The 25,352-nt window shown below is 39.9% G+C and carries 28 protein-coding genes; 21 read left to right on the forward strand and 7 right to left on the reverse strand.

Going from position 1 to position 25,352, the window contains the following annotated elements; genetic code table 11:
- Nucleotides 1–654 precede the first annotated feature (654 nt).
- Entirely contained in the window at nucleotides 655–2,193 is a 1,539-nt protein-coding gene (locus CWB77_RS16590; protein WP_010392990.1) for a phosphoenolpyruvate carboxykinase, read from the reverse strand.
- 138 nt (nucleotides 2,194–2,331) lie between these two features.
- On the opposite strand from CWB77_RS16590, the gene CWB77_RS18755 reads away from it, so the two are divergent.
- Complete coding sequence (locus tag CWB77_RS18755; RefSeq protein WP_008113428.1) at nucleotides 2,332–2,460, forward strand: hypothetical protein; 129 nt, start codon at nucleotides 2,332–2,334, stop codon at nucleotides 2,458–2,460.
- Here the strand turns inward: CWB77_RS18755 and hslO are convergent.
- On the reverse strand, nucleotides 2,457–3,302 hold the full coding sequence (gene hslO, locus CWB77_RS16595; protein ID WP_055013398.1) for an Hsp33 family molecular chaperone HslO: 846 nt from the start codon (nucleotides 3,300–3,302) through the stop codon (nucleotides 2,457–2,459). The two genes, CWB77_RS18755 and hslO, sit on opposite strands and share 4 nt — an antisense overlap.
- A gap of 12 nt (nucleotides 3,303–3,314) precedes the next feature.
- Nucleotides 3,315–3,737, reverse strand: a complete 423-nt coding sequence (gene hslR / locus CWB77_RS16600; protein WP_010392996.1) for a ribosome-associated heat shock protein Hsp15 — start codon at nucleotides 3,735–3,737, stop codon at nucleotides 3,315–3,317.
- 196 nt (nucleotides 3,738–3,933) lie between these two features.
- Here hslR and gspC point away from each other — a divergent pair, with 196 nt between their 5' ends.
- From gspC to CWB77_RS16665, 13 genes are all read left to right on the forward strand, one after another.
- Nucleotides 3,934–4,878: a type II secretion system protein GspC gene (gene gspC / locus CWB77_RS16605; protein ID WP_010392999.1), complete on the forward strand. Its 945-nt coding sequence runs from the start codon at nucleotides 3,934–3,936 to the stop codon at nucleotides 4,876–4,878.
- A gap of 23 nt (nucleotides 4,879–4,901) precedes the next feature.
- Entirely contained in the window at nucleotides 4,902–6,965 is a 2,064-nt protein-coding gene (gene gspD / locus CWB77_RS16610) for a type II secretion system secretin GspD (RefSeq protein ID WP_010393000.1), read from the forward strand.
- Complete coding sequence (gspE, locus tag CWB77_RS16615) at nucleotides 6,958–8,523, forward strand: type II secretion system ATPase GspE (RefSeq protein WP_010393003.1); 1,566 nt, start codon at nucleotides 6,958–6,960, stop codon at nucleotides 8,521–8,523. Before gspD ends, gspE begins: the two co-directional genes overlap by 8 nt.
- 2 nt (nucleotides 8,524–8,525) lie before the next feature.
- Nucleotides 8,526–9,761, forward strand: coding sequence for a type II secretion system inner membrane protein GspF (gene gspF, locus CWB77_RS16620; RefSeq protein ID WP_138570972.1), 1,236 nt, complete (start codon nucleotides 8,526–8,528; stop codon nucleotides 9,759–9,761).
- A gap of 70 nt (nucleotides 9,762–9,831) precedes the next feature.
- Complete coding sequence (gene gspG, locus CWB77_RS16625) at nucleotides 9,832–10,254, forward strand: type II secretion system major pseudopilin GspG (protein ID WP_010393008.1); 423 nt, start codon at nucleotides 9,832–9,834, stop codon at nucleotides 10,252–10,254.
- Nucleotides 10,255–10,303: 49 nt separating this feature from the next.
- Nucleotides 10,304–10,891, forward strand: coding sequence for a type II secretion system minor pseudopilin GspH (gene gspH, locus CWB77_RS16630; RefSeq protein WP_138623665.1), 588 nt, complete (start codon nucleotides 10,304–10,306; stop codon nucleotides 10,889–10,891).
- The gene (gene gspI / locus CWB77_RS16635) at nucleotides 10,891–11,265 is read left to right on the forward strand and encodes a type II secretion system minor pseudopilin GspI (RefSeq protein WP_010393012.1); all 375 of its coding nucleotides are present in this window, start codon (nucleotides 10,891–10,893) and stop codon (nucleotides 11,263–11,265) included. The genes gspH and gspI overlap by 1 nt, the downstream gene beginning before the upstream one ends.
- Nucleotides 11,266–11,931 carry a type II secretion system minor pseudopilin GspJ gene (gene gspJ / locus CWB77_RS16640; RefSeq protein WP_010393015.1) on the forward strand — a complete coding sequence of 222 codons (666 nt, stop codon included), beginning with the start codon at nucleotides 11,266–11,268 and terminating at the stop codon, nucleotides 11,929–11,931.
- Nucleotides 11,931–12,917 (forward strand): type II secretion system minor pseudopilin GspK, encoded by a 987-nt coding sequence (gspK, locus tag CWB77_RS16645; RefSeq protein ID WP_138623667.1) that lies wholly within the window; start codon nucleotides 11,931–11,933, stop codon nucleotides 12,915–12,917. Before gspJ ends, gspK begins: the two co-directional genes overlap by 1 nt.
- Entirely contained in the window at nucleotides 12,914–14,122 is a 1,209-nt protein-coding gene (gene gspL / locus CWB77_RS16650) for a type II secretion system protein GspL (RefSeq protein WP_138623669.1), read from the forward strand. Before gspK ends, gspL begins: the two co-directional genes overlap by 4 nt.
- Nucleotides 14,119–14,592 (forward strand): type II secretion system protein M, encoded by a 474-nt coding sequence (locus tag CWB77_RS16655; protein ID WP_138623671.1) that lies wholly within the window; start codon nucleotides 14,119–14,121, stop codon nucleotides 14,590–14,592. The genes gspL and CWB77_RS16655 overlap by 4 nt, the downstream gene beginning before the upstream one ends.
- A 3-nt stretch (nucleotides 14,593–14,595) precedes the next feature.
- Complete coding sequence (locus tag CWB77_RS16660) at nucleotides 14,596–15,354, forward strand: type II secretion system protein N (protein WP_055013404.1); 759 nt, start codon at nucleotides 14,596–14,598, stop codon at nucleotides 15,352–15,354.
- A gap of 21 nt (nucleotides 15,355–15,375) precedes the next feature.
- Nucleotides 15,376–15,963, forward strand: coding sequence for a UPF0149 family protein (locus tag CWB77_RS16665; protein ID WP_138623673.1), 588 nt, complete (start codon nucleotides 15,376–15,378; stop codon nucleotides 15,961–15,963).
- Nucleotides 15,964–15,995: 32 nt separating this feature from the next.
- Here the strand turns inward: CWB77_RS16665 and CWB77_RS16670 are convergent, their stop codons facing one another.
- Complete coding sequence (locus CWB77_RS16670) at nucleotides 15,996–16,202, reverse strand: hypothetical protein (RefSeq protein ID WP_010393026.1); 207 nt, start codon at nucleotides 16,200–16,202, stop codon at nucleotides 15,996–15,998.
- A complete protein-coding gene (locus CWB77_RS16675; RefSeq protein WP_010393028.1) occupies nucleotides 16,202–16,561 on the reverse strand; it encodes a hypothetical protein in 360 nt (119 codons plus the stop codon). The genes CWB77_RS16670 and CWB77_RS16675 overlap by 1 nt, the downstream gene beginning before the upstream one ends.
- Before the next feature lie 283 nt (nucleotides 16,562–16,844).
- On the opposite strand from CWB77_RS16675, the gene ccoG reads away from it, so the two are divergent.
- The 5 genes from ccoG to CWB77_RS16700 all read left to right on the forward strand — a co-directional run bounded on the left by ccoG (nucleotide 16,845) and on the right by CWB77_RS16700 (nucleotide 21,161).
- Nucleotides 16,845–18,275 (forward strand): cytochrome c oxidase accessory protein CcoG, encoded by a 1,431-nt coding sequence (gene ccoG, locus CWB77_RS16680; protein ID WP_010393031.1) that lies wholly within the window; start codon nucleotides 16,845–16,847, stop codon nucleotides 18,273–18,275.
- 78 nt (nucleotides 18,276–18,353) lie between these two features.
- A complete protein-coding gene (locus CWB77_RS16685; RefSeq protein WP_055013406.1) occupies nucleotides 18,354–19,328 on the forward strand; it encodes a serine/threonine protein kinase in 975 nt (324 codons plus the stop codon).
- Nucleotides 19,329–19,364: 36 nt separating this feature from the next.
- Nucleotides 19,365–19,988: a thiol:disulfide interchange protein DsbA/DsbL gene (locus CWB77_RS16690; RefSeq protein ID WP_036980428.1), complete on the forward strand. Its 624-nt coding sequence runs from the start codon at nucleotides 19,365–19,367 to the stop codon at nucleotides 19,986–19,988.
- 19 nt (nucleotides 19,989–20,007) lie between these two features.
- Complete coding sequence (locus CWB77_RS16695) at nucleotides 20,008–20,646, forward strand: thiol:disulfide interchange protein DsbA/DsbL (RefSeq protein ID WP_008113400.1); 639 nt, start codon at nucleotides 20,008–20,010, stop codon at nucleotides 20,644–20,646.
- A gap of 62 nt (nucleotides 20,647–20,708) precedes the next feature.
- Entirely contained in the window at nucleotides 20,709–21,161 is a 453-nt protein-coding gene (locus CWB77_RS16700) for a 2-thiouracil desulfurase family protein (RefSeq protein ID WP_008113397.1), read from the forward strand.
- Between the two features lie 9 nt (nucleotides 21,162–21,170).
- Here CWB77_RS16700 and trmA read toward each other — a convergent pair whose 3' ends face one another.
- Entirely contained in the window at nucleotides 21,171–22,268 is a 1,098-nt protein-coding gene (trmA, locus tag CWB77_RS16705; protein WP_138623675.1) for a tRNA (uridine(54)-C5)-methyltransferase TrmA, read from the reverse strand.
- Nucleotides 22,269–22,432: 164 nt separating this feature from the next.
- Here trmA and CWB77_RS16710 point away from each other — a divergent pair, with 164 nt between their 5' ends.
- Entirely contained in the window at nucleotides 22,433–23,557 is a 1,125-nt protein-coding gene (locus tag CWB77_RS16710) for a DUF5610 domain-containing protein (RefSeq protein ID WP_138623677.1), read from the forward strand.
- 66 nt (nucleotides 23,558–23,623) lie between these two features.
- Nucleotides 23,624–24,412 carry a glutamate racemase gene (gene murI / locus CWB77_RS16715; RefSeq protein WP_138623679.1) on the forward strand — a complete coding sequence of 263 codons (789 nt, stop codon included), beginning with the start codon at nucleotides 23,624–23,626 and terminating at the stop codon, nucleotides 24,410–24,412.
- On the opposite strand, the gene CWB77_RS16720 is transcribed toward murI, so the two are convergent.
- The gene (locus CWB77_RS16720) at nucleotides 24,375–24,854 is read right to left on the reverse strand and encodes an RNA recognition motif domain-containing protein (protein ID WP_055013410.1); all 480 of its coding nucleotides are present in this window, start codon (nucleotides 24,852–24,854) and stop codon (nucleotides 24,375–24,377) included. The genes murI and CWB77_RS16720 overlap by 38 nt on opposite strands.
- Nucleotides 24,855–25,352 lie beyond the last annotated feature (498 nt).

Here is a 25,352-nt window from a genome sequence, read left to right on the forward strand (position 1 = left end):
GCCCGATTCGAAAGAGTCGGGATTTTTTACGTCTGCATGAAAATGAAAGTATTAGCCGTCAGCTATCAGCAGCACAGCGTCAACCTGACCACCGTAGCGTGGGTTGAGTATCTAGAACCCCACGGGCAAAATAACGCAACGTCAACCCATCCCATTAAAAACATTGAATGTACCTTGCTATGTAGCTCTCTAGCGCTGTAGGCACTACGATATTCTACTGCGCGGTCACTACGAAGTAGCACACTCACTCCAAAAGCAAGCAAGACTCGAATGACTTGAGCCTTCTTGTGTTCGAAGGAGTTTACCAGTAATAGCTAGTGTTGTTTTATGTGCTCTAACAGGGTAAAGAGTGAGGTATTGGACAGATTTACCCTACAGTATTGTTTCATTGCTGATTACATCCCGTAACTTTACTAATGTGACATAGTTTAATAGCGTTTAATTTGAGATATACAAACTAGTAACTGCTACTTTAAAGCTTAATAGGCACTCGGTGAGCCTTTATTAAGAAATGCACAAAACATAGGGAAACGTTTTAGCTAATAGGTGGCTTATCAGCAATTATTAAAGTAACTACGTTGCTGAAGTAAAATAGATAGGATCAAAAACGCCAACTCAAGGTTGGCGTTTTAATTATCAGGCTAAAGGTGATTATTAAACTTTAGGGCCTGCGTTTTTAATTTCGTCAGATACGTCGTATTTAGCAAAATTTTCTGTGAAATCAGATGCTAGCTTAGCCGCATATTCTGCGTATTTAGCTTTGTCTTCCCAGGTATTGATTGGGTTAAGAAGCTTGCTATCTACGCCCGGTACTGCAACTGGTACGTCTAGGTTTAGCACGTCAATATGTTGGGTTTCTACACCGGCTAATTTTCCAGATACGATTGCATCCACAACAGCTCGTGTTGTTGGAATATCAAAACGCTTACCAATACCGTAAGGGCCACCTGTCCATCCAGTGTTAACTAGGTAAACTTTAGCGCCGAATTCACGTACACGCTTCATTAGAAGCTCTGCGTATACACCTGCAGGACGTGGGAAGAAAGGAGCACCAAAACAGGTTGAGAATGTTGACTCAATATCGCTAGTAGAACCAATTTCTGTAGAGCCTACTTTTGCTGTGTAGCCACTTAGGAAGTGAAATGCTGCAGCTTCTTCGGTTAGTACAGATACCGGCGGTAGTACACCACTCACATCACATGTTAGGAAAACAACAGCCTTAGGCTCACCTGCGCGGTTTTCAACTTTACGTTTTTCAACGTGCTCTAGTGGGTAAGCTGCACGGCTATTTTGAGTTAGGCTGGTATCGTTGAAATCAGGAACACGGTTTTCATCAAGTACCACATTCTCTAAAATTGTACCGAATCGAATAGCATCCCAGATAACAGGTTCGTTCTTTTGAGAAAGGTCGATACATTTAGCGTAACAACCACCTTCGATATTAAATACACTACCTGGTGCCCAGCCGTGCTCGTCATCACCGATTAAGAAGCGAGTTGGATCTGCTGATAATGTTGTTTTACCTGTACCAGATAAACCAAAGAATAATGCGGTATCTCCTGCTTCACCTACGTTAGCAGAACAGTGCATTGGTAATACACCTTTCGCTGGTAGTAGGAAGTTTTGCACAGAGAACATCGATTTTTTCATTTCACCCGCGTAGCGCATGCCAGCAAGTAACACTTTACGTTGTGCAAAGTTAATAATAACTGTGCCATCGCTATTGGTACCATCGCGCTCTGGATCACATACAAACGAAGGTACGTTCATTACTTGCCACTGAGGAAAGTCGGCTTTGTTGTATGATTGTGGTTGGATGAACATATTTTTAGCGAAGATATGGTGCCAAGCAGTTTCTGTTGTTACAACCACTGGAAGGTAGTGCTCTGGATCAGCGCCTACTTCAAGGTGAGAGATAAAGTGGTCGTTGCTTTGCACATGTGCTTCTACACGTGCCCATAAGGCGTCAAACTTATCTGCATCGAATGGGCGATTTACATTACCCCATTGGATTTCATTTTCAGTACTTGATTCTTGAACAATAAAACGATCTTTTGGAGAACGACCGGTACGACGACCAGTGTTAGCTACAAAAGCACCATTGGCGGCTAAAGTCCCTTCGCCACGGCTGATAGCGTGTTCGACAAGTTCAGCTGCAGTTAGATCGACAAAACGGGTAGCGCTTGAAGTCATGTTTATACCTAAATTGTGTGAGATTGAACGGGATAGCTCTGGGTCTTAGTAACCTTTAAGCTGCAAATATAGTAACAGATGGATTAAGGATATTCGAGCTTATAAACGCCGTAAAAACATATAAATTAAGGAAAAAACATGAATAATTTCAATGATACCGGTGTCATGAAAAATGCTCAGCTTGTGATACCGGTGTCATTTTTTGGGCACAAAAAAGCCATAAAAAATTATGGCTATTTTATAGTGTGTTTTAAAAAGCTAGATTAATTAAATATACTTTTTATATCTTGTTCGTTAAATACATAATCTTTTAAACAGTAATGACAGCTAATTTTAATCTCACCATTTTTTTCGACATCATCCAAAAGCGTTTGTTGACCAACATTAACTAAAGCTGTCATCGTTTTTTCGCGATTACAGCCACATTTAAATTGAATTGGTTGAGGGTCAAATACGCGTGGGTTATCTTCATGATAAAGGCGCGTTAGAATAGTATTGGCATCAAGCTCTAGTAGCTCCTCATCTTTAATAGTATTGCTGAGTGCTTCTAAGTGAGCAAAATCTTCAATCGATTTTTGTTTATCTACAGGTAGCACTTGTAAAAATAGCCCACATGCTTTGGCGCTGCCTTCTTCAGTATCAGTTGCAAACCAAAGGCGAGTTTTTAATTGCTCAGACTGCTCAAAATAGCTTTCTATACATTCACTTAATGTATCATGCTCTAAAGGTACTATACCTTGGTAACGCTCACCTTGAGTTGGAGTAATCGTGATAACCATGTAGCCTTGGCCAATGAGCTCTTTTACCGTTGAGCCAGTAACTTCATGTTGTAATCGCGCAATACCACGCATATTTTGTTGATCATCACCATTGATCACCGCATATTTTACGGGGCCATCACCTTGTAGTTGAACTGCAATTTCGCCTTCAAACTTTAACGTTGCTGTTAATAAACAGGTTGCAACAAGCAGCTCACCTAATAATGCTTTAACGGGCTCTGGATAATTGTGTTTCGCAATCATTTCATTGTAAGCGTTGTCTATTTGTACGAGTTCGCCACGAACATCGAGGTTGTCAAATAAATAGCGGTGAAGTAAATCTTGTTGCATGAGCGGCTATACCTAACTTGATTTCATTTTTAAAAGTTCGCGCCTTTGCTTTTTATCTGGTTTTTTATCCGGATGAGGAGCAAAGAAACTGTTATTTTTGCGTGCAATACTATTTTCTTCACGCTTAGCAATACTAGCATCAGATTCTTGATACATGGTCTGTGCAATGGGGGCGCTTTGGCGCTTTTCAAGTATATTTAATACTGTGATGGTTTTTTCATCAACGCCTTGAGCTAGCTTTATAACTGCGCCAATTTCTACAATTTTACTAGCCTTACTGCGTTGCCCATTATAATGTACTTTGCCGCCTTGTACCATTTCTCGAGCTATTGCACGCGTTTTATAAAATCGAGCCGCCCATAACCATTTGTCCAACCTCACTTTAAGTGCGTCAGCGTTTTCTGAGCTGTCATTGAGTTTAGTTTTCTTTGTCATAAAACATCCCTAGTAAATTTACTGCCTAGGTAAATTATCACGAAACCGTTACCGCATGTAGCTATTGCTTGATAGCTGATACGATAAATAAATTAATCTGTTTACAAAGTTTAATATTAGCGTGCTTGTTGAATGAAAAATGAAAAGGTACTATGGCTGAGTGATTTCGTTATAAATTAAAATAAGAACACTACCTATGGAACAGCACGTTCAACAATTTAAGCAGTTATTAAACCGTTTACCGCATGCGAAATTAAGCGCAATGGTTATGGTTTTAGTTGTTGTTTATATTGCATTTTTATTATCAAAACTGATGTGGCTATTATGGCCGCAGCCAGTAACATCTCCTCTTGCCCCTATCAGCTATTCTAACCAAGCTGTGGGTGGCAATAACCAGTCTGTAGATTCGATCATTGAGCAATTTTTATTTGGTAAAGTAAATGTAACAAAAAACACCAATACTGCTTCGCAAACTAAAGTCATTAATAATGCCCCTGAAACGCGTCTTAGTATTAATTTAACCGGTATCGTTGCTGTTAGTAATGATGATAAGGCGGGAATGGCTATTATTGAGTCGCAAGGTCGCCAGACGAGTTATTTAGTAGAGGATGTGGTGCAAGGTACACGTGCAAAAGTATCGCAAATACTCCCAGATCGTGTGATTCTAGATGTAAGTGGTCGCTTTGAAACCTTAATGCTTGATGGGCTCGACTTTACTAAAACAGTGTCTATGCCGGTACTCGCTGCGCGAGATGAGTCTGAAATGGGGCCTTTAGCGCCTTCAGCACAAAGCGATGAACAAATTGATGCCACTGCCAACCTTGAGGTGAAAGAAGCATTAATAGAAACTCGCGAAGAGCTTTTAGAAGAACCTGGCAAGCTATTTGATTATATACGTGTTTCTCAAGCGATGAATGATGGGGAACTTATAGGTTATCGTTTGAGTCCAGGTAAAGAGCCCGAACTATTTAAACAAATGGGATTACAAAATAACGATTTAGCCGTGGCAATTAACGGTTATCAATTAACAGATTTAAAACAGGCAATGGCAGCAATGAATGAGCTGCGAAACAGTACAGATGCAACTATCACAATAGAGCGTGATGGTGAGCAAATAGATGTACTATTTAGTCTGCAATAACTTAGCTTTGGAGTTTTAACATAATGGTTCAGGTGCTACACCTCAAAAAAATTAAAAAAGGGTTAGCTAAGTATGCAGCACTTTTTTTAGCGGCAAGTCTTTCTATGTCGGTTGCTGCTGTTGAATACGCTGCTAACTTTAAGGGCACAGATATTAATGAGTTTATTAATATTGTTGGCAAAAACCTTAATAAAACCATCATTATTGATCCTAACGTGCGTGGCAAAGTAAATGTACGTAGTTACGAATTAATGGATGAGGCACTTTACTATCAGTTCTTTTTAAATGTTTTAGAAGTTTACGGTTATTCAGCCGTCGAAATGGATAACAACATAATAAAAATAGAAAAAAGCTCAGATGCTAAAAAATCAAACGTGCCATTAATTACTGCTGATAGCCAAGCGCTTGGCGATATGATGATTACACGGGTTGTGCGAGTTAAAAATGTAAGCGTACAAGAATTAGGTCCTTTAGTTCGCCAATTTAGCGACCAAAAAGACGGCGGTCACGTTGCTAACTTTAATGCGGCCAACGTAATGATGCTAACTGGTCATGCAGCCTCGGTTAACCGCTTAGTAGAAATTATTCGCTCTGTTGACCAAGCGGGTGATAAGCGAGTCGATATCGTTAAGCTTAAGTTCGCAACGGCTGATGATGTTGTCTCTGTAGTAGAGAATATATACAAAGACAGTGGTAAGGGTAGCGTACCTGAGTTTTTAATTCCTAAAGTGGTGGCTGATGGTCGTACTAATAGTGTGATTGTTAGTGGTGAAGGCCAAGCACGGACACGGGCCATTGAGCTCATTAAACGTTTAGATGGCGAACTGGAAAGCCAAGGTAATACTAAAGTGTTTTACCTCAACTACGCAAAGGCCGAAGATTTAGTAAAAGTACTCCAAGGTGTGAGCAAATCGCTAGCAGAGGACACGCAAGGTGGAGCTACTAAATCACGTAGTAGTAATAAAAACGACACTAGCATTGAAGCTCACCCAGATTCAAATTCATTAGTCATTACCGCCCAGCCAGATACTATGCGTTCACTAGAATCTGTTATTGAGCGCTTAGATATTCGCCGCGCACAAGTACTAGTGGAAGCCATTATTATTGAAGTAATGGAAGGCGATGGTGTTAACTTTGGCCTGCAATGGATTTCAGAAGAAGGCGGCATGCTGCAATTTAACAATGGTACAACAGTACCTGTTGGCTCTTTAGCCGTAGCGGCTGAGCAAGCCCGTGATAAAACGGTGACTAAAAACATTATTGGTACTGAATCAGGTACTGTCACCAAATATGATGAAACAACTGAAGGCGATTACGGCCCGCTTGCGTCATTACTTGGTGGTATTAATGGGTTAGCTATGGGTGTAATTAAAAATGACTGGGGTGCAATCGTACAAGCAGTATCTACCGATACTAATTCTAATATCCTAGCGACTCCATCTATTACCACTATGGATAACGAAGAGGCGTCTATTTTAGTTGGTCAAGAAGTGCCTATTATTACCGGTTCACAAACAGGTAGTAACAATGAAAATCCATTTCAAACGGTTGAGCGTCAAGAAGTGGGTATAAAACTTAAAGTGACACCACAAATTAACGATGGTTCTGCAGTGCAATTAACCATTGAGCAAGAAGTTTCCAGTGTAAGTGGTGCAACGGCAGTTGATATTTCAGTGAATAAACGCGCAATTAAAACAACCGTGATGGCCGATGATGGCGGCATGGTGGTATTAGGCGGCTTGATAGATGAAGATGTGCAAGAAAGCGTGTCAAAAGTACCATTACTAGGCGACATCCCTATTTTAGGGCACTTATTTAAGTCAACTAATACAACGAAGCGTAAGCGTAATCTTATTGTATTTATAAGACCGACCATTATTCGCGATGGCGTTAGCATGAATAAACTTAGCTTTAATAAATATAACTTTATTCGCGGCGAGCAATTTAAAAAACGTGAAGATGGTATTAATTTGATGCCAAAGTCAGACACGCCTATTTTACCTGAGTGGAATGACGAACTAGTGCTACCTCCTACGTACGAAGAGCATTTACGCAAACAAAATGCACAAGAGCGTAATGATGACTAATGCGATAGAAGATATTAATCAAGATGTTGTTCATCCAATTACTCACAGTAATGATGAACAGCTTGCTCAAGATGACTTAATTGAACTGCCTGCAAAACGTTTGCCGTTTTCATATGCCAGACGAGTGGGTGCGTTACTTAGTAAACATAAGGATAACCGAGTTGTTTACTACCGTGGCGAGTTGGATGTTGATGTATTATTAGAAGTGCGCCGTATTGCAGGACATGGCTTTACACTTGAGCAACTAGAAGATGATAAGTTTGAGCTATTACTAGAAGCATCGTATCAACGTGATAGCTCAGAAACTCAGCAAATGATGGAAGACATTGGTAATGAGGTTGATTTATTCTCACTAGCTGATGAGCTTCCTCAAACTGAAGACTTACTTGCCGGTGACGACGATGCGCCAATTATAAAGCTGATTAATGCCATGCTCAGTGAGGCAATTAAAGAAGGTGCCTCTGATATTCACATTGAAACATTTGAGCAAGAGCTGGTTATTCGTTTTCGGGTGGATGGCGTACTCAAAGAAGTTTTAAAACCTAATCGGAAACTAGCCTCTTTGCTGGTATCGCGTATTAAAGTAATGGCCAAACTCGATATCGCAGAAAAACGCATACCGCAAGATGGCCGTATTAGTTTGCGTATAGCTGGGCGCGCTGTAGATGTGCGTGTGTCGACTATGCCATCGAGCTTTGGTGAGCGCGTGGTACTACGTTTGCTTGATAAAAACAATGCACGTTTAAACCTAGAAGACTTAGGTATGACAGCTCGAAACCGAGAGCTGTTTGCCGACTTAATTAGCAAGCCTCACGGTATAATCTTAGTAACAGGTCCTACAGGCTCTGGTAAAAGTACCACCCTATATGCAGGTATGAGCCAAATTAACTCGCGAGATCGTAATATCTTAACGGTTGAAGATCCAATCGAGTACGAAATCCCAGGTATTGGCCAAACACAGGTTAATACCAAGGTTGATATGACTTTTGCCCGTGGTCTGCGCGCCATTTTACGTCAAGATCCTGATGTAGTTATGGTCGGTGAAATACGAGATTTAGAAACAGCCCAAATTGGTGTGCAAGCATCACTTACTGGCCACTTAGTTATGTCTACGTTACATACTAATACCGCCTCAGGTGCAATCACTCGTATGGAAGATATGGGCGTTGAGCCGTTTTTATTATCGTCTTCATTACTGGGGGTGTTATCCCAGCGCTTAGTACGTACTTTATGTAATAGCTGTAAAGAAGGTCACGTTGCAGATGAGCGTGAATGTGAATTACTCGGCGTACCGTTTGACAATGCACCGACGATTTACCGCGCGGTAGGATGTGAAGAGTGTAACTTTAATGGCTACCGAGGTCGTACTGGTATTCACGAGTTATTAGTTGTCGACGAAACCATTCGTGAAATGATCCACAGCGGTAAAGGTGAGCAAAGCGTAGAGAAATACATTCGTAAGCACAGCCCAAGCATTCGTCAAGATGGCTGCAGCCGTGTTCTTGCAGGTAAAACAACGCTTGAAGAAGTACTGCGCGTAACGCGTGAGGAAGGCTAGCTATGGCAGCGTTTGAATACCGCGCATTAGATGGCCGGGGAAAAGAAAAAAAAGGTATTTTAGAAGCCGATACAGCTAAGCAAGTTCGTCAGCTTCTGCGCGATCAAAAGCTCACACCACTTGAGGTGGTGCCTGCTGCGCAAGATGACAAACAAGTTAAAGGTCAAAAAGTACCTTTACTCGGTTCTTTATTTAAACCAACCATATCAACTGCCGATCTCGCTTTGATCACTCGTCAGCTTGCAACCTTAATTCAGTCTGCCCTACCTGTAGAAGGGGCGGTAATGGCGGTTGCTGAGCAGTGTGAAAAACCACGCTTAAAACGTATGTTAATGTCGGTGCGCTCCAAAGTAGTAGAAGGTTATACTCTGGCTGACGGTATGAGTGAGTTTCCGCATGTATTTGACGATTTATACCGAGCTATGGTAGCGGCAGGTGAAAAGTCAGGTCACTTAGATCAAGTGCTCAACAGGCTAGCTGATTATACCGAGCAGCGCCAACATATGCGCAGTCAAATTACGCAGGCTATGGTGTATCCGATTATTTTGGTGGTGTTTGCTATTGGTATTGTTTCGGTGTTATTAGGTACAGTAGTACCTAAAATATTAAAAACGTTCGAAAAAACCAAACAAGTTTTACCTTGGACTACCGAGTGGGTTATGGCAGGTAGTCATTTTGTGCAAAATTACTGGTTTATAAGTTTGCTGGTGATCACCGCTACCGCGGTTGGAATCAAGTATGCGCTTAAAAAACCTAAGGTACGGTTTTGGTGGGATGAAAAAGTATTACATATGCCAGGCATAGGTAAAGTTGCTAGAGGGATTAACACAGCGCGCTTTGCTCGTACTTTAAGTATTTTATCGTCAAGTTCAGTACCGCTACTAGAAGGAATGCGTATTTCTGGTGGGGTATTAGTTAACGAAAAAATCAAACAAGCTGTGGCTGATGCCGCAGAAAGAGTAAGTGAAGGGGCAAGCCTACGTGCTTCACTGCAGCAAACTAAGTTGTTTCCACCAATGATGCTACATATGATAGCCAGTGGTGAAAAGTCTGGTGAACTTGAGCAAATGTTAGAGCGAGCCGCTAACAATCAAGATCGCGAGTTTGAAAGTATGGTCAATGTGTCATTAAAATTATTAGAACCCGCAATGATTGCCTCTATGGCAGTCATTGTACTGTTTATAGTAATGGCAATTTTGCAGCCAATTATGGCAATGAATAAGGCTGTTGGCCTTTAATTATTTTTTTATATTAATGATTTACTTAAATCATTTTTGTTTAGTGTTTTTAGAATAACGAGGTAATAACGTGAATAAACAATCAGGTTTTTCTTTATTAGAAGTGATGGTGGTATTGGTTATCATCGGGATGATCATGTCGATTGTGGCACCTAATATTATGGGTCAGCAAGAAGAAGCGGCTATTGATAAAGCGCATTTAGATATTCAGCAGTTAGAAGATGCCGTTAGCCTTTATAAGTTAAAAAATAAAAGCTACCCGAGTACAGAGCAAGGGCTTGAGGCGTTGGTAACTAAAACCAGCATTGAGCCTATCCCAAAGCGTTTTCCTGATGGCGGTTTTATTAGTAAATTGCCAGAAGATCCATGGGGCAACCCTTACCAACTTATTTACCCAGGTGAAGTAGGTAAAATTGATATTTTTTCAATGGGGCCTGATGGCGAACCGGCTACTGAGGATGATATTGGTAACTGGGGTGAAGATAAGCAGTAATGGGCATTAACTTAATCATACGCTTAAACTTAGTTGATTGGGGTTTACCATGCTGGTAAACCTTAAGCACCTGAGTGCGAAGCAATATGGTTTTAGTTTAATAGAAATTTTAGTGGTATTGGTGATCATCGCCTTTGCCACCAAAATGGTGGTATACAGCTTAGATGGCGGCGCAGAGGAAGAGCTAGATAAGCAAGCAAGTAGGCTGCATACCACCATTAATGCCGCATCGGAATTTGCCGTACTTAATCAGGTAGAGTTAGGTTTATTAGTTGATCAAAATACGCTTGAGTTTTTAGTGTTTGATGGCGAAAAGTGGACCAGCTTTGAGCGGGAAGAGTTATTTAAACCAATTGAGTTTGACCAGCAATTTAAAGTAACACTTAATCTAGAAGACCTACCTTGGGCACAAGATAACTTATTAGAGCAGTCTAACTGGCGTGAGTTAATGAGTGGCGATAATGAAGATAGTTTATTAGAACTTAAAAAATTAAAAGTTCCTCAAGTACTTCTTTTATCCTCTGCTGATGTAAGTGCATTTCAGCTTATGCTTGAGTTAAAAGATCAGGCGGAGCCGGTATATTTTATTGAAGGTAAATTTGCAGCGCCAGTTGATTTTCGTCGAGAGCCCCAATAATGAAAAAATACCAAGGTTTTACCTTATTAGAAGTCTTAGTTGCGCTAAGTATTTGTGCTATGGCGGGTATTGCTGCAATGCAAGCAACTGGTGAGCATATTCATCACTTATCGAGTATTGAAGAGCAAACGTATGGCTCATGGGTAGCCGAGAATGTATTGGTAGAACAACGAACGAAAGGCGAAAAATGGCAAGGTAAAAATGGTACCCGCGGCACTGAGATGATGGCGGGGATTGAATGGTTTTGGCGCCAAGATGTTGTGCCCACTGCTGATAAAAGCTTTGTAAAGGTCACTATTAATGTGTTTACAGATGATAAGTATGAAAATTCAATTTATGAGTTAAGTACTTACTTAAATAAAGGTAAGCCATAAGTGAAGCAGCGCGGTTTTACATTATTAGAAGTGATGGTGGCACTAGGGGTGTTGGCGTTTGTTATTATGGCCACCCACCAAATACTTGATACCACCACGCGTGCCAAAGAAGCATCAGATGAAAAAATTGCTGAGCTAAATGGGTTACAAACAGCCTTCAGGCTAATGGATCAAGACTTTAGCCAAATGACTAAACGCCAAGTGCGTAATGAAGCAGGGGATTTTCAAGAGAGTTACTTACTTGCAGGGCGCTACATTTTAGAAAGCCAGCTTGATGGCATTGCCTTTGTGCGTGATGGTTGGATGAATCCCATTAATTTGCTTCCTCGCTCAGAGCTGCAAGCTGTTGGTTATCGAGTAATTGATGACAACTTAGAACGAGTATATCGGATTTATGTTGATCAACTTGATAATATGGAGCCTCGTAGCCAAGTTGTTTTAGCTGACGTAGAAGAGCTTAAATTTGAGTTTTTAGATGGTAACGCAGAGTGGCAAGAAAACTGGCAAATTAAGGCGTTACCTAAAGCGGTAGCTGTAACGTTAAAGCAAATGAACGCAGAACCAATTAGGCGCGTTTTTTTAGTGCCAGGACTCGGTAAAGAGCTACCAAAACCGGTTAATGATGGTACTAACCAATCGCAACCAAATGGCCGAGGAACGCCTTGATGAATCAAAAAGCATCACGCGGCGCGGCGTTAGTTATTGTGTTATTTATTGTCGCGCTGGCTGCTATTTTAGCCGTAGAAATGAGTGCGAATTTAATGTTACAGGTACAAAGAAGTACTAATTTGCAGAGTCAGCAACAGGCTAAATGGTATGCTTATGGCGCTGAAGAATTAGCTATTAAAGGCTTAATTCAAAGTAAAAAAGACGATCCAGAAAAAACCACCTTAGCGCAGCCGTGGGCAAAGCAAGGTGATGTTAAGTATCCAGTTGATAACGGCACGTTAAGCGGTCAGTTAACTGATTTACAAGCCTGTTTAAACTTAAATGCGCTTGGTGCTGAGCCTGACCCAAACAGTACTAATAAAACGAACCCTGCGCATAAAGCGTTGTTTGCCATATTAGAAAATATAGAAGACTTACCCAGTGATGAGTCTGAAGAAGGTATGGCTGATAGTGTTTTTGACTGGTTAGATAAAAATAGTATTACGTATCGCTCAGGAGCTGAAGAAGGCGAGTATTTATCGCGTCAGTTTCCGTATATGACAGCAAATAGCCTATTTGCTTCGGTATCTGAACTGCGTTTAATTAAAGGATTTAACCCTTTAGTGATGGAAAAGGTGTTGCCTTATGTCTGTGTGATCCCAGGCAGTACGTTACTTTCAATTAATGTTAATACAGTCACTGAAGAGCAAGCTTTATTGCTCAGTGGCCTAATAGACGAACTGAGTGTTTCGGGTGCTCAAGCGGTAATCGCAGCGCGACCTGAAAATGGCTTTGATAATATTGAAGAGTTTTTTGAGTCTGTTAAACAACAAGGCGGCAAAAATATCAAAGCAGTAGAAAAGCTTTTTAGTTTAAAAAGTGAATATTTTAAATTACAAACGCAGGCAAAATTTGTTGATTTGCGTTTTTCGATGACCACATTACTGTATGCCAGCAATGGCGAGGTAACGATACTGGCGCGAAAATTTGGAGGCGTACAGTGACAGAGATACTGTTGATCCGCACGGGTCAAACCGAGCAAGATTTACTTAACTGGTTAATATACTCACCACAAGAACAAGAAATAATAGCCAGTGGCGAGCTACAAAATGCCAATCAGTTAAGTAAACTAACTGAAAAAGCATTAACCCGAGAGCTTGTGGTACTTTTACCATGTGACCAAGTGCAATTAAAAACGGTGACACTGCCAACAAAGTGGAGCCGTAAATTAGAGCAAGCATTGCCCTATATGCTCGAAGAAGATCTTGCATGCGATATAGACGACATTTATATCGCGCTTGGGGAGCCAACTATGGTTGATGAGCAGCATGCAATTAAGATTGCGCTAACGAACCGTGATTGGTTTGAGCACTGGTTAGAAGTATTTGAACAACATCAACTCACCCCATATCAAATAGTACCGGATGCATTGCTATTGCCAGGCGCTGAAGAGTCATGTGTTACTGCCATCGAACTTAATAAACAGTGGCTCTTTAAACAAGGTGACTGGCATATTAGCGCGGTTGAAAGCAGTTGGCTAAAAGAGTATTTAGTAGCATTAGGCAACCCAGATATCAAGCATTACAGCCCTGCTGATCAGTTTCCTGAAGCACTTAACTTATATCCGCAAACAAGTGACTATGAGTTACCGTTAGCATTATTTGCTAAACAACTTGATAAACTTAAGTTTAATTTGCGTCAAGGACCTTACACCCTTAAAAAGAAAACTGCGTTATGGTGGGGTTACTGGAAAAGTGCTGCCATTATTAGTGTGGTTGCCTTGGTATCAAGTGTGACTATTAAAGCGGTTGAATTGCATCAGCTTAATTCGCAGCTAGAAGTAGCTAAATCGCAAGTCGTAGAGCGATATCAAAAAGCCTTTCCCGGCACACGAGTACGCCCTCATTTAATTAAAAATCAAATACAGGGTGCATTGAATAAAGTACAAGGTGTTAGCGATGCTGGCTTTTTAGATTTAACCAGTAAATTGGTTAGCGTGTTTTCGCAAGTGAATGAGTTTACGCCACAAACATTACGCTTTGACAAACGCCGTAATGAATTGCGCATTCGAGCGCGTGGTAAAGACTTTCAAACTTTTGGTAAGGTTAAAGCCATTCTAGAGCAGCAAGGGGTTACTGTTGAGCAGGGCTCGTTAAATAATGATGGCGATTTTATCGTCGGCGAAATCAGACTGCGAGGTGCACAATGAAGCAGCAGTTAATGCAATATTGGCGTTCATTAAAAGAGCAAGAGCAACAATTAATTATGGTTGCAGGCGGTGTATTTGTCATCTTTGTTTTGGTGATGGGGGTTTTTAGGCCTTTAAATACTGCAATAGAGCGAGCGCAGCAATCACAAATAAAGCAGCAAGAATTGTTAGCCTGGGTAGACGAGAGTATTGTTAAGCTCAAAGCCGCGGGTAAAACGCAAGCTGTGAGTAATCAAAATCTCAGCCAAATAGTTAATAATACGCGCGGCCGTTACAGCATTAATATTAGTAAAATGCAGCCTAATGATAACTCACTTCGTTTAACGCTCGACTCAGTAGAGTTTAATCTATTAATCCAATGGATTGACGAGCTCGTTAATCAGCATGGTTTAAGCGTAGAAAATCTAGATTTAAGCCAAGATGATAAATCCGGTTATGTACGCGTAAGCCGTTTAGTATTAGAGAAGTAGTTAATGAAAAAAATAATAATATTATCCATCGTTTTTTTAATGAGCTTTATTGTTTTTAGCGTTATTAAATTACCGGCTGCGGTTGCTGTAAATTTAGCTAAACCGTATTTTCCACCGCAGCTAGAAATAGGACAAACAGTTGGCACGTTGTGGCAGGGGCAGGTGATGCAGCTGCGCTTTGAAGGTGAGCAATTAAATAATGTACGCTGGGATATATCTGGCTGGTCGTTATTTAAAGCTCAAGTAAATACTAACTTACGTTTTGGTAACCCTCGCGAACGCAGTGACATATCGGGCTATGCAGATATTAGTTATTCACTAGCTAATGATGAACTTAAAATAACTGATACCGTAGTGCGTTCAACGGTTGAGCGAGCAATGCAGCGAATTGATTTACCGTTACCAGTTACTGCTAAAGGACGTGTAATCTTAGAGCTTGATGAATACGTTTCTGGAGCGCCATATTGCCAATCACTACAAGGTGAAATAGCCAGTCCTGATATTGACGTACAAGGTTTAACTGGTTGGTTCAATATTGGTGATCTTAGTGGCAAATTAAGTTGTAAGTCGGGCGATGTTGCTATACTCATCGAGCCAGACAATAGATTAGGGCTAGAGGCAGATGCTACACTAAAGGCTAATTTTGACTTTAAAGTTGCGGGATACGTTAAACCTGATCTAACTTTACCCAAAGAAGTTCATGACGCGGTGAAGTTTTTAGGCAGACCAGATAACCAAGGTCGTTACCCACTTAAATTTTAATATTTTATATAAAGAGTTTTAATGCAAATACCTCAGTTTACTGAGCAGCATGCCAAGCTGCTCAGCGAGTTTTTAAATACCCAATCAGGCGCAATGAGCCTTACCCAAAGCCAAGGTTATTTATTTGGCGTTATATGTTCACCTGAGCCGCTAGAAGTTCACCAATGGTTAGAAAATATTCTCCCTGATACAGCAAACGACCTTGATGAAGACATGTTATTTTTGTTTATGGCATTACACCATCAGGTGAGTGAGCAAGTATTTGAGTTGGGTTATAAGTTACCCGCTGAGTTTGAATATGACTTTTGCCAGCACTGGTCAGCGGGTTTTTTAACCGCAAGCCAAGCGTATACCCATAAGTTATTAGCAAGTGAGCAACTAGACATTCAATACAAGCAAGCGCTTGAAAGCGCACAGGCGACGCTCAGTTTTTTTGCTCTCGATAAACCAATCATTACGCAAATTGCACAGCAAAATAATATTGATGAATTACACTTATGTGAGCAGCAGTACGAGTTAATGGGCGACTTTGCATTAGGTTTTGCTGAACTTATCGAAATTGTAGCGCTTAACAGTGGCTTGTATACTGATGAAGGGTGGGAGGAGTAAGTTTTCTAGCGCTTAAACGTTGTTCTTAACACCTAACCGCCAATTTCTAATTCAATATCAGTGCAACCTTGTTTGCACTGTATTACTCCCTTACCAGGCTCGCTGGTGGCTAAGTTAAGGGTTAATACGCCATTGCAATGTTCGCATTTTAACGTTTTACCCTGTGCCAATTGCTTAAGCATTGTGCGATGTTTATGAAATGAGTTACTTGCTTTTTTATTTAATCCAGAAAAATCCATTACTTTACTCTCGCTTGCGCTAATGACTCTTTGATAATACGACATACAGTAAGTAATCGTTCTTCGTAAAAATAGAGGTTTAGATCACCTTGGCGACAATAGCGTAGTTCAAATAACTTGACTGATTCATCCGTAGTAAATGTTTTAGCAACATAGTCTTGCTCAGAACGAGAAAGTGCTAACTGTTGATTCACTTTATTTCTCGTCATGGTTGCTACAGGAAAGCGATCTACTTTAGTTGAGCTGCTTAACAAACCGATACCATCACCGAGCAACCGTTCGCGCGGCTCTTTTACCAAAGGATGATCAACGGTAAAAAATGCTAGGATCACAACCACTAGTATAAAAAATTTCTTCATAAATATACAAACCTTGATCCAAACAACACTTTAGTAGCCGGCAAGTGTAATAAAATACACCTTAAAAGCAAGTCACAAATTGAATAAATTATTAGCAATCTAGTCAGTAATTTTAGCTAATATGCGTATAATAAGAGGCAGTAGTTAGATATTTCTGAAATATCTGAAAGTACACAAGTGCGACTTAAAGCGTATTATGTTTAGCATGCAAGTTGCTACACTTAGGCGAAAAGTACAAAAAGATTGCTGAATTTTTATTTCCTAGCGGCGTTGAGGAACTTCAATGGATAAGCAAATTAAAGTAAAAAACATACCAACAGAGGTTAAGATCCAAAAACCTGATCTGAGCCGTCAAGAAGATAGATTTAACCCCCGCAATCGCATTTATGTACGTGCGGTTACAGGGCTTCATCAATTACTAAGACAACGCATTGGCTTTTTAGGCATGCTAGCGTTTATGTTATTGCCTTGGATCAACTTTAATGGCCAGCAAGCTGTGTTGTTTGAGCTAATGGAGCAAAAGTTTAATATTTTTGGTTTAACCCTATGGCCACAAGACTTCACTATTCTTGCATTTATTTTTATGCTTGCGGCGTTTGCTCTATTTTTAGTGACTACTTTTTATGGCCGCGTATGGTGTGGCTATACCTGTCCGCAAACAGTATGGACCTTTATTTTTATTTGGTTTGAAGAAAAGTTTGAGGGCAGTGCTAACCAACGTAAAAAGTTAGACCAACGGCCAATGGATTTTGACAAATTCTGGCGAAAAACCGCAAAGCACACTAGTTGGGTGTTATTTTCTTTGTATACCGCGTTAACTTTTGTTGGTTATTTTACGCCTATTCGCGAACTACTCCCTGAATTTGTTACCTTTAACGTAGGCGGTTATGCCTTAGTTAGTATTATTGTATTTACTATTTGTACTTATGGTAACGCGGGTTGGATGCGCGAGATTATGTGTTTACATATATGCCCATACTCACGTTTTCAGTCAGCAATGTTTGATAAAGACACCTTTACTGTAAGCTACGATGAAGCGCGTGGTGAAAACCGCGGGCCACGTTCGCGTAAACAAGACCCAAAAGAGCTGGGGTTAGGTGATTGTATTGACTGTAACTTGTGTGTGCAAGTTTGCCCAACTGGGATTGATATTCGTAATGGTCTGCAATACGAGTGTATAAACTGTGGCGCGTGTATTGACGCCTGTGACGGCGTAATGGACAAAATGAATTATCCTCGAGGGCTTATCTCTTATACCACTGAGCGTAACTTAGAAACCCCAGAGAATAAAACTCATCCGCTGCGTCCTAAGCTAATTGGTTACAGCATTATTTTAGTCTTACTTACTGGTGCGTTGGTAGCCAATATAGCTATGCGTAAACCTATGGACTTTGATATTATCCGTGATCGCAATCAGTTGTATCGTGTAGATTTTAATGGCTTAGTTGAAAACACCTACACCTTAAAAGTGATTAATAAGGCACAGTACGAGCAAACATTCTCTATTGATGTTAAAGGGTTAGATAACTATAAATACATAGGTGATACCACCTTTACGGTGAACGCTGGTGAATCGCATAATGTGCCGTTATCATTAGTAATGGACCCTTATGATTTAAAAGCGCCAATGACCGAGTTTAACTTTGTACTGTCGCCAATAAACGAACCCGATAACCAAATATCGCAGCAAAGTAACTTTTTTAAAGCGCGATAAAGAGTCTGTATTAAAAGACGAACACTGATATTAACAAAAAAGCGGGATATTCCCGCTTTTCTTTTATATAAGAAGTATATGAGTAAATTTAGCTTTATTGACTTAACCCCAGATCTTATTTTGGATGCCATCGAAAGCGTTGATATTTACGCTGAGTCAGGGTTGCTAGCGCTAAATAGCTACGAAAATCGAGTGTATCAATTTGTAGCTGAGGGTGGAAAACGTTACGTTGTTAAGTTTTATCGGCCTGAGCGCTGGAGCAAAGCACAAATTCAAGAGGAACATGATTTTGCTTTTGAACTGGCAGCCGCAGAAGTACCGGTCGTTGCGCCAATAAAGCATAATGGGCAAAGCTTATTTGAACACCAAGGGTATTTATTTACTTTATTCCCAAGTGTAGGCGGGCGTTTATTTGAAGTCGATAATTTAGATCAGCTTGACGTACTAGGGCGTTTAATTGGTCGCATGCACCAAGTAGCGAAAACGCAGCCCTTTACCCAAAGACCAATCGTTAGCTGTGATGAATACCTGCATACAGCTAAAGTTCATTTACAAAAAAGTAATTTAGTCCCTATGGGACTAGAGACTTCCTTTTACACTATTTTAGATTTAGTTATTGCCCAAGCGCAGCTGCAATATAAAAATGTAGACAGTATTCGCTTACACGGAGACTGCCATGCTGGTAATATTTTATGGGCTGGGGATGCGCTGATGTTTGTTGATTTAGACGATAGCCGCCAAGGACCTGCAATTCAAGATTTATGGATGATGCTCAGTGGCGATCGACAAACACAGCTGTTACAGTTAGACACTTTAGTGAATGCGTATGAAGAGTTTTGTGATTTTGATCACTCACAACTGAAGCTGATCGAACCGCTTCGCGCCATGCGTATGATTCATTACATGGGTTGGGTTGCAAAACGTTGGAGCGATCCAGCTTTTGTACGGAACTTTTCATGGTTTGCAGATGACAAATACTGGGAGCAACAAATTTTAGCGCTTAAAGAACAGCTTGCAGCTTTGCAAGAAGCCCCGTTAAAATTATTGCCATAATATTTTTATTTAAAAAAGAAGTATAACGAGATATTCATGCTTAAAAAATTAAAACTAAGTTTACTGATCCTATGTTTACCTTTCGCAGCACTAGCTGCCAACTTTGAAGCAGGTAATCAATATACTGTGATTGACGTTGAAAAGAGTAAAACGCCAAACGTAACCGAATTCTTCTCTTTCTATTGCCCGCACTGTTTTAAATTTGAGCCGGTAGCAAAAGGGATTGCAGAAAACTTACCTGAAGGGGCTGAGTTTGTAAAAAATCATGTTAACTTTTTAGGGGGCGTTTCACCACAAGCACAAAGTAACCTGAGCTTTGCTTACTTAATTGCAAAAAAACATGGTCAAGCCGAAGCAGTAACAGCGCAAATTTTTAAAAGCATCCATATTCAGCGTGCACCATTAACAGAAATTAAAGACGTTAAGAAGTTATTAGAGCTTAACGCAATTGATAACAGCACATTTGATAATGATATTGCTAGTTTGCCTATCATAGCAGCTGAACGTGCCATGCAAGATAAGCAGAATAAATATTCTGAGCTTGGCGCATTAACTGGCGTACCTACATTTATCGTAAATGACAAATATAAAATCAATATTAATACAATCAAGAGCCAACAAGAACTTGATGAGTTAATTAGCTTTTTACTAAAACTATAATTTTTGGAGCACCATAATAATGATCAAATTAGTTAAAGCAGGGTTGCTTGCTGTATTACTCCCTTTAGCTGCAACCAGTTTTGCTGCCACTTACGAAGAGGGCGTACATTATGATGTCGTCTCTGATCGTGCAACCAGAAAGCCAGAAGTAAAAGAGTTTTTCTCTTTTTACTGCCCTGCATGTAATAACATGGAGCCACTGCTTGCTGAGATCAAACCTAAGCTAGACAAAAACGTAAAGTTCAAGAAAAGCCATGTGGATTTCGTGGGCGTTCGTGACCCAGAACATCAAACCATGATCAGCCAAGCACTAGCTACTGCTGAAGTACTACCGCAAAAAGATAAAATTATTTCAGCGATGTTTGATCACATTCACGCAAAGCGTGCTCGTTTTAATGAGCTTGCAGATGTAAAAGATGTATTTTTAGCGCAAGGTGTAGATGGCGACAAATTTGATAAATTATTTGAAAGCTTCTCGGTACGTACACTGAGCTCTAAAATGAAGCGCGACCAAGATTACTTTAAAGGAAAAGGGGCACTGCGTGGCGTTCCGACATTTATTGTTAATGGTAAATATAAGCTTAACTTAGGTGGCGAGTCAGGTATTTCATCGCCAGAAGATGTAAGCGCACTTATTAACTACTTAGCAAATAAATAAGTAGTTTAGTGAAATAAAAAAGCTCCGAAAGGAGCTTTTTTATTTGGAGAAGAAAATTCATTATGGAAAAAATTTTAATCTCAAGTTGTTTGTTAGGTTTGCCAGTTCGTTATGATGGTAAAGGCCAAACAATATTGCACCCTCAACTTAATTTGTGGCAAAAGCAAAATAGATTAATCGTATTTTGTCCTGAGATTGCTGGTGGTTTACTCGTGCCTAGAGCGCCCGCTGAGATAAAGCAAAATCGAGTTATTACAAATACTGCTGAGGATGTAACAAGTGCATTTGAAGCTGGCGCTAATAAAGCATTAGCCCTTTGTAATAAGCATAATATTCGCTTTGCTTTACTAAAAGAGTCTAGTCCTTCGTGTGGCCGTAATACAATTTATGATGGAAGCCATAGTGGGGTGAAAGTAAAAGGCATGGGGCTGACCGCTAAGTTATTGGTAAAGAATCAAGTTAAAGTATTTAGTGAAGAGCAAATACCAGCACTTATCAAGGCGCTGGTATTATAGTATTAGATTTTATTTTTTCTGTAAAAATACACCAGATTCAATATGGTGTGTGTAAGGGAACTGATCAAATATTGCAAAGCGCTTAACCTCATGGGTTTGCGTTAAGTGATCAAGATCACGCTCTAACGTATCTGGGTTACATGAGATATAAATAATATTCTCATAGTTAGCCACTAAATCACACGTTAGGGTATCCATGCCAGCACGAGGCGGGTCGACTAGAATGGTTTGGCAGTTGTAACTACTAAGGTCAATACCATCTAAGCGAGAGAAAGTACGCTCGCCTTTCATTGCCTGAGTAAACTCTTCGCTCGACATGCGAATAATATCTAAGTTAGTTACTTTGTTTTGAGCAATATTATATTGCGCTGAATGCACAGACGATTTTGATATTTCTGTTGCCAGCACTTTATTAAATGAGCCCGCAAGTGCAATTGAAAAGTTTCCGTTACCACAATACAGCTCTAGTAAATCATTGTTTAGTGGTTTACATAGCTCTTGTGCCCACTCTAACATTTTAATATTCACCTTCGCATTAGGCTGAGTGAAGCTATTTTCTACCTGTTGATAGATTAGCTCTTGGCCATTTACCATTAAACGCTCAGTAACAAAGTCATCGCCTAATTTTTCTTTTTGCTTACGTGCACGGCCAATAAAGTCAATTTTGTACTGGCTACTTAGCTTTTCCTTTAAGGCATTAATCTCAGTTAACCAGTGTTCATCAAGTGGCTTGTGATAAAGCAAGCTCACTAAAATTTCACCGCTTAGGGTCGATAAATAATCTATTTGGAATAATTTACGACGCAGTACTTCGCAGCCTTTTAAGTTATCAATCATTACCTGCATAACTTCACCTACTAAAGGAGCTGCAGGATCAAAGGTATCAACACGTATTTTATCTTTCGTTTGTTGATCAAACATAATATGAAACAGATCGTCACCATCGTGCCATACTCTAAATTCTGCACGTTGACGGTAGTTAATAGGCTCAGAGCTAAATACTTCTAACTGTTTTACACCGAAACGTTGAAACTGCTCTGTAATACGCTGCTCTTTTTCATTTAATTGTGCATCGTACTGCGTGGTATCTATATTTATAACTGCCATTAACGGTATAACCTTATCGTTGAGATCTGTTTATCGGCGCTATTGTAGGGAGCGAAGCGTATTTGTCTAGTTTTGATCAAATATAGTGAGCTTTTTTTAAGCATTTTACTACAGTATAGGCTTACTTGGCCGATATAAGAGTATGTCTAAATAGGAGTCTTCTCATGAAAATAGGTAACTTTAGTTTTGTTCCAAACAGCAATGCCAATAAATACAATACTAAGCAAGCAATGCCACAGCCTAAAATAGACTCCCCACCAACTAGCTATCAGCAACGCGGAAAAGAATTGGCTGCTGCCGTATTGGGTGACAAAATGGCAAAAGAATTAGGCTTGCCGGTTGCTGAAGCGAAAAAAGACAAACCATTGTTTGATTTTAATGAAGTAGTCAAAAATGTTTTAGACTTTGTGACCAGCTCAGTAAAAAAAGCCAAAGCCAATGGTGCCGATGATGACAAGCTACAAGATATACTTAACCAGGCACGTAAAGGCGTGCAAACAGGTGTTGATGAAGCTGTAGATGAATTAAAAGGTATGGGCGTATTTAATCAAGAGCTTGAAGAGGGGATTGATAAATCAAAAGAGGGCATCTTTAATGGCCTTGATAAATTTGAGCAGAACTTATTTAATCCTCAGCCAGCAAGCATAACGGTTAGTCAATCGCAATATGTGAACCTTAGTAACAGCGCTGATTACACTTTTACCACCGCAGAAGGTGATGAGGTGAGTATTAGTTTTGCAGACGCTTACCAATCCCAGTCATCTAGTCGCTATCAGCAAACTGAAAGCTCACAAGCATTTAGTACGCAATTTTCTGAGTCTCGTGAGTTGTCATTTTCTATGTCAGTAAATGGAGAGCTTAATGAAGACGAACAGCAAGCTATAAATGATTTAATGGCAGAGTTACAAGATGTAAGTAAAACCTTTTTCAGTGGTGACTTAGATAAAGCATTTGAACAAGCCCAAGAACTCAGCTTAGGAAATGAACAGCTGGTGGCATTTTCAATGGACTTACGTCAAAGCAAAACTGTGGCAGCTATTAAAGAGTATGAACAAATTAAGCCAACCTCAGAAAAGGCCATTGCCGAAACTGTCGCGCCTTTTAATGATGATCTAAAATCGGCCTACTCTAAAGCGCAAGCACTAGGATTAGAAAGCCAGCTATCAGGTATCATTCAATGGCTAAATCAAGATCAACAAGAAATAGATAAACTGGTTGATTACACTAACACCATGTTTGAAAACTTAGATAAATTAAACGCCGCTACTGCAAAACTAGACGCTGAGTAAAACTACTTTCTTTTATAAAAGCCTCATGGCAAACTGCCGTTCTAAGTAAAGAGTAGGAATGGTAGTTTGTCAGCGCACATCATGGTATTTGATTCAGGTATAGGTGGAACCACAGTACTTGAGCATATTCAGCAAAGCATTCCTCACGCTCAATATAGTTACTTCATGGATAATGCATTATTGCCTTATGGTGCACAGTCGCAGCAGACTATAATTAGTCGCTTATGTGGACTAATCCAATTTATCAAAAATGAGTCGCTCAATGTCGACTTAATTGTTATAGCCTGCAATACCGCCTCAACATCTGCATTAAGTGCGGTACGTCAAATAACAGATATTCCAATTGTAGGGGTTGTACCTGCGATTAAGCCCGCAGCACAAATAACACAATCAAAGCATATTGGATTATTGGCAACCCCTGCTACAGTAGCAAGTTCATATACGGATACACTGATTAAAGAGCATGCCTCACTTATAACTACAAGCTTATATAGTAGTGTTGAATTGGTCACCCTGGCAGAGACATTCTTTTTTACCCAACACTTAGATATAGAAAAGCTGCACGCTGAGTTAAACCGATTAAATATTAATAAAGATATCGATGTGCTGGTATTAGGCTGTACTCACTTTCCTATTCTTGCTAAACCAATTAGTGATTACTTTAAAGCACATATAGAGTTGTTAGATTCTGGTGCGGCTATTGCTAAGCGAGTTAGATCTTTACTGAATTTAAGCGATGATCAAGCAGGCATAAAAAAGCCGCTGCGGTATTATGCAACGGCTGATATATGTAGTGATAAACTAGCCGTTAAGCAAGTTACACTGTTTGATCCGACTCTGAACGATAAGAGTTAGAATCATCTTCTTGTTTTTGTTTTGCTTCACGTACTTTTAAAGTACGTTGTTGGAACTCACTATCATTTAACTTAGCAATTGCGTTATCCGCATCAGCTTGAGCCATTTCAACAAAACCGAAGCCGCGACGTTTGCCAGTATTCTTATCTTTCAATAAACGAACATTAAATACCTTGCCTTGCTCTTCGAACAAAGCACGTACAACGCCTTCATTTGCGCGATAAGGAAGATTGCCAACATAAAGTGTTTTTGTTTTTACTTCGGCTTCTTCTGCACTTACTGATGACATTGCAGCAATGACAAGTCCACCAATTAATAAACCAGCACCAAATAGTAGTGCAGGGTCTAATGCTAGGCTTGCAAGTGCAAACTTAACGATAACAAAACCAACAACAGCAAGAATAACTGCAAAGATAAAAGATTTTTGATCGGGTAATTTCATTTTGATCTACCAATAAACAGGAAATAAACATTAATTTAACATTGTGAACTTGCTATCTTAACGTCTTAATTGAACATAGCAATGAAATTTATAGTAAATAGTTAGTAAGAGTGCAAAAAACGACCTAAAGTAAGCTCTTTCCATACCATTTTAATAGTATTTGCTTGAAAGTTGAGCAAACAGTAAAAAGATCTAAAAAAAAGGTTGATCTGTTTTCGGATCTCCCTATAATGCGACCCCACTGAGACGGGGAACGCCAACGCATAGCGAGGCACGAACTGCTCAGAGAGTTAAATAAAACTTGAGTTTAAATCATCGTAAGAAAGTTTAAAATTAAGTATTGACTCGAAAAATAAAGGATGTATTATACGCATCCCTGGCGACAACGTCGCAACGTTCTTTAACAATATAAAGCAATCATCTGTGTGGGCACTCGTACAGATTGAGTTCTAACAGCCAAGTTTAGTTCGCTAAGCAAGGCAAACAAATTTAGAGTCT

Origin of the sequence: Pseudoalteromonas sp. S1610, assembly GCF_005887465.1 — a bacterium.
In the GTDB taxonomy this organism is placed as follows: domain Bacteria; phylum Pseudomonadota; class Gammaproteobacteria; order Enterobacterales; family Alteromonadaceae; genus Pseudoalteromonas; species Pseudoalteromonas undina.

Coding starts and splice junctions, on each gene's coding strand:
- hslR (WP_010392996.1), bottom strand. CDS start 3,737: ATGACAAAGAAAACTAAACTCAATGACAGCTCAGAAAACGCTGACGCA.
- CWB77_RS16710 (WP_138623677.1), top strand. CDS start 22,433: ATGAAAATAGGTAACTTTAGTTTTGTTCCAAACAGCAATGCCAATAAA.
- CWB77_RS16685 (WP_055013406.1), top strand. CDS start 18,354: ATGAGTAAATTTAGCTTTATTGACTTAACCCCAGATCTTATTTTGGAT.
- gspF (WP_138570972.1), top strand. CDS start 8,526: ATGGCAGCGTTTGAATACCGCGCATTAGATGGCCGGGGAAAAGAAAAA.
- gspD (WP_010393000.1), top strand. CDS start 4,902: ATGGTTCAGGTGCTACACCTCAAAAAAATTAAAAAAGGGTTAGCTAAG.
- CWB77_RS16660 (WP_055013404.1), top strand. CDS start 14,596: ATGAAAAAAATAATAATATTATCCATCGTTTTTTTAATGAGCTTTATT.
- CWB77_RS16655 (WP_138623671.1), top strand. CDS start 14,119: ATGAAGCAGCAGTTAATGCAATATTGGCGTTCATTAAAAGAGCAAGAG.
- CWB77_RS16675 (WP_010393028.1), bottom strand. CDS start 16,561: ATGAAGAAATTTTTTATACTAGTGGTTGTGATCCTAGCATTTTTTACC.
- hslO (WP_055013398.1), bottom strand. CDS start 3,302: ATGCAACAAGATTTACTTCACCGCTATTTATTTGACAACCTCGATGTT.
- CWB77_RS16690 (WP_036980428.1), top strand. CDS start 19,365: ATGCTTAAAAAATTAAAACTAAGTTTACTGATCCTATGTTTACCTTTC.
- trmA (WP_138623675.1), bottom strand. CDS start 22,268: ATGGCAGTTATAAATATAGATACCACGCAGTACGATGCACAATTAAAT.
- gspE (WP_010393003.1), top strand. CDS start 6,958: ATGACTAATGCGATAGAAGATATTAATCAAGATGTTGTTCATCCAATT.
- gspI (WP_010393012.1), top strand. CDS start 10,891: ATGAAAAAATACCAAGGTTTTACCTTATTAGAAGTCTTAGTTGCGCTA.
- CWB77_RS16720 (WP_055013410.1), bottom strand. CDS start 24,854: ATGAAATTACCCGATCAAAAATCTTTTATCTTTGCAGTTATTCTTGCT.
- CWB77_RS16665 (WP_138623673.1), top strand. CDS start 15,376: ATGCAAATACCTCAGTTTACTGAGCAGCATGCCAAGCTGCTCAGCGAG.
- CWB77_RS18755 (WP_008113428.1), top strand. CDS start 2,332: ATGAATAATTTCAATGATACCGGTGTCATGAAAAATGCTCAGCTTGTG.
- CWB77_RS16590 (WP_010392990.1), bottom strand. CDS start 2,193: ATGACTTCAAGCGCTACCCGTTTTGTCGATCTAACTGCAGCTGAACTT.
- gspC (WP_010392999.1), top strand. CDS start 3,934: ATGGAACAGCACGTTCAACAATTTAAGCAGTTATTAAACCGTTTACCG.
- gspK (WP_138623667.1), top strand. CDS start 11,931: ATGAATCAAAAAGCATCACGCGGCGCGGCGTTAGTTATTGTGTTATTT.
- ccoG (WP_010393031.1), top strand. CDS start 16,845: ATGGATAAGCAAATTAAAGTAAAAAACATACCAACAGAGGTTAAGATC.
- CWB77_RS16700 (WP_008113397.1), top strand. CDS start 20,709: ATGGAAAAAATTTTAATCTCAAGTTGTTTGTTAGGTTTGCCAGTTCGT.
- CWB77_RS16670 (WP_010393026.1), bottom strand. CDS start 16,202: ATGGATTTTTCTGGATTAAATAAAAAAGCAAGTAACTCATTTCATAAA.
- CWB77_RS16695 (WP_008113400.1), top strand. CDS start 20,008: ATGATCAAATTAGTTAAAGCAGGGTTGCTTGCTGTATTACTCCCTTTA.
- gspH (WP_138623665.1), top strand. CDS start 10,304: ATGCTGGTAAACCTTAAGCACCTGAGTGCGAAGCAATATGGTTTTAGT.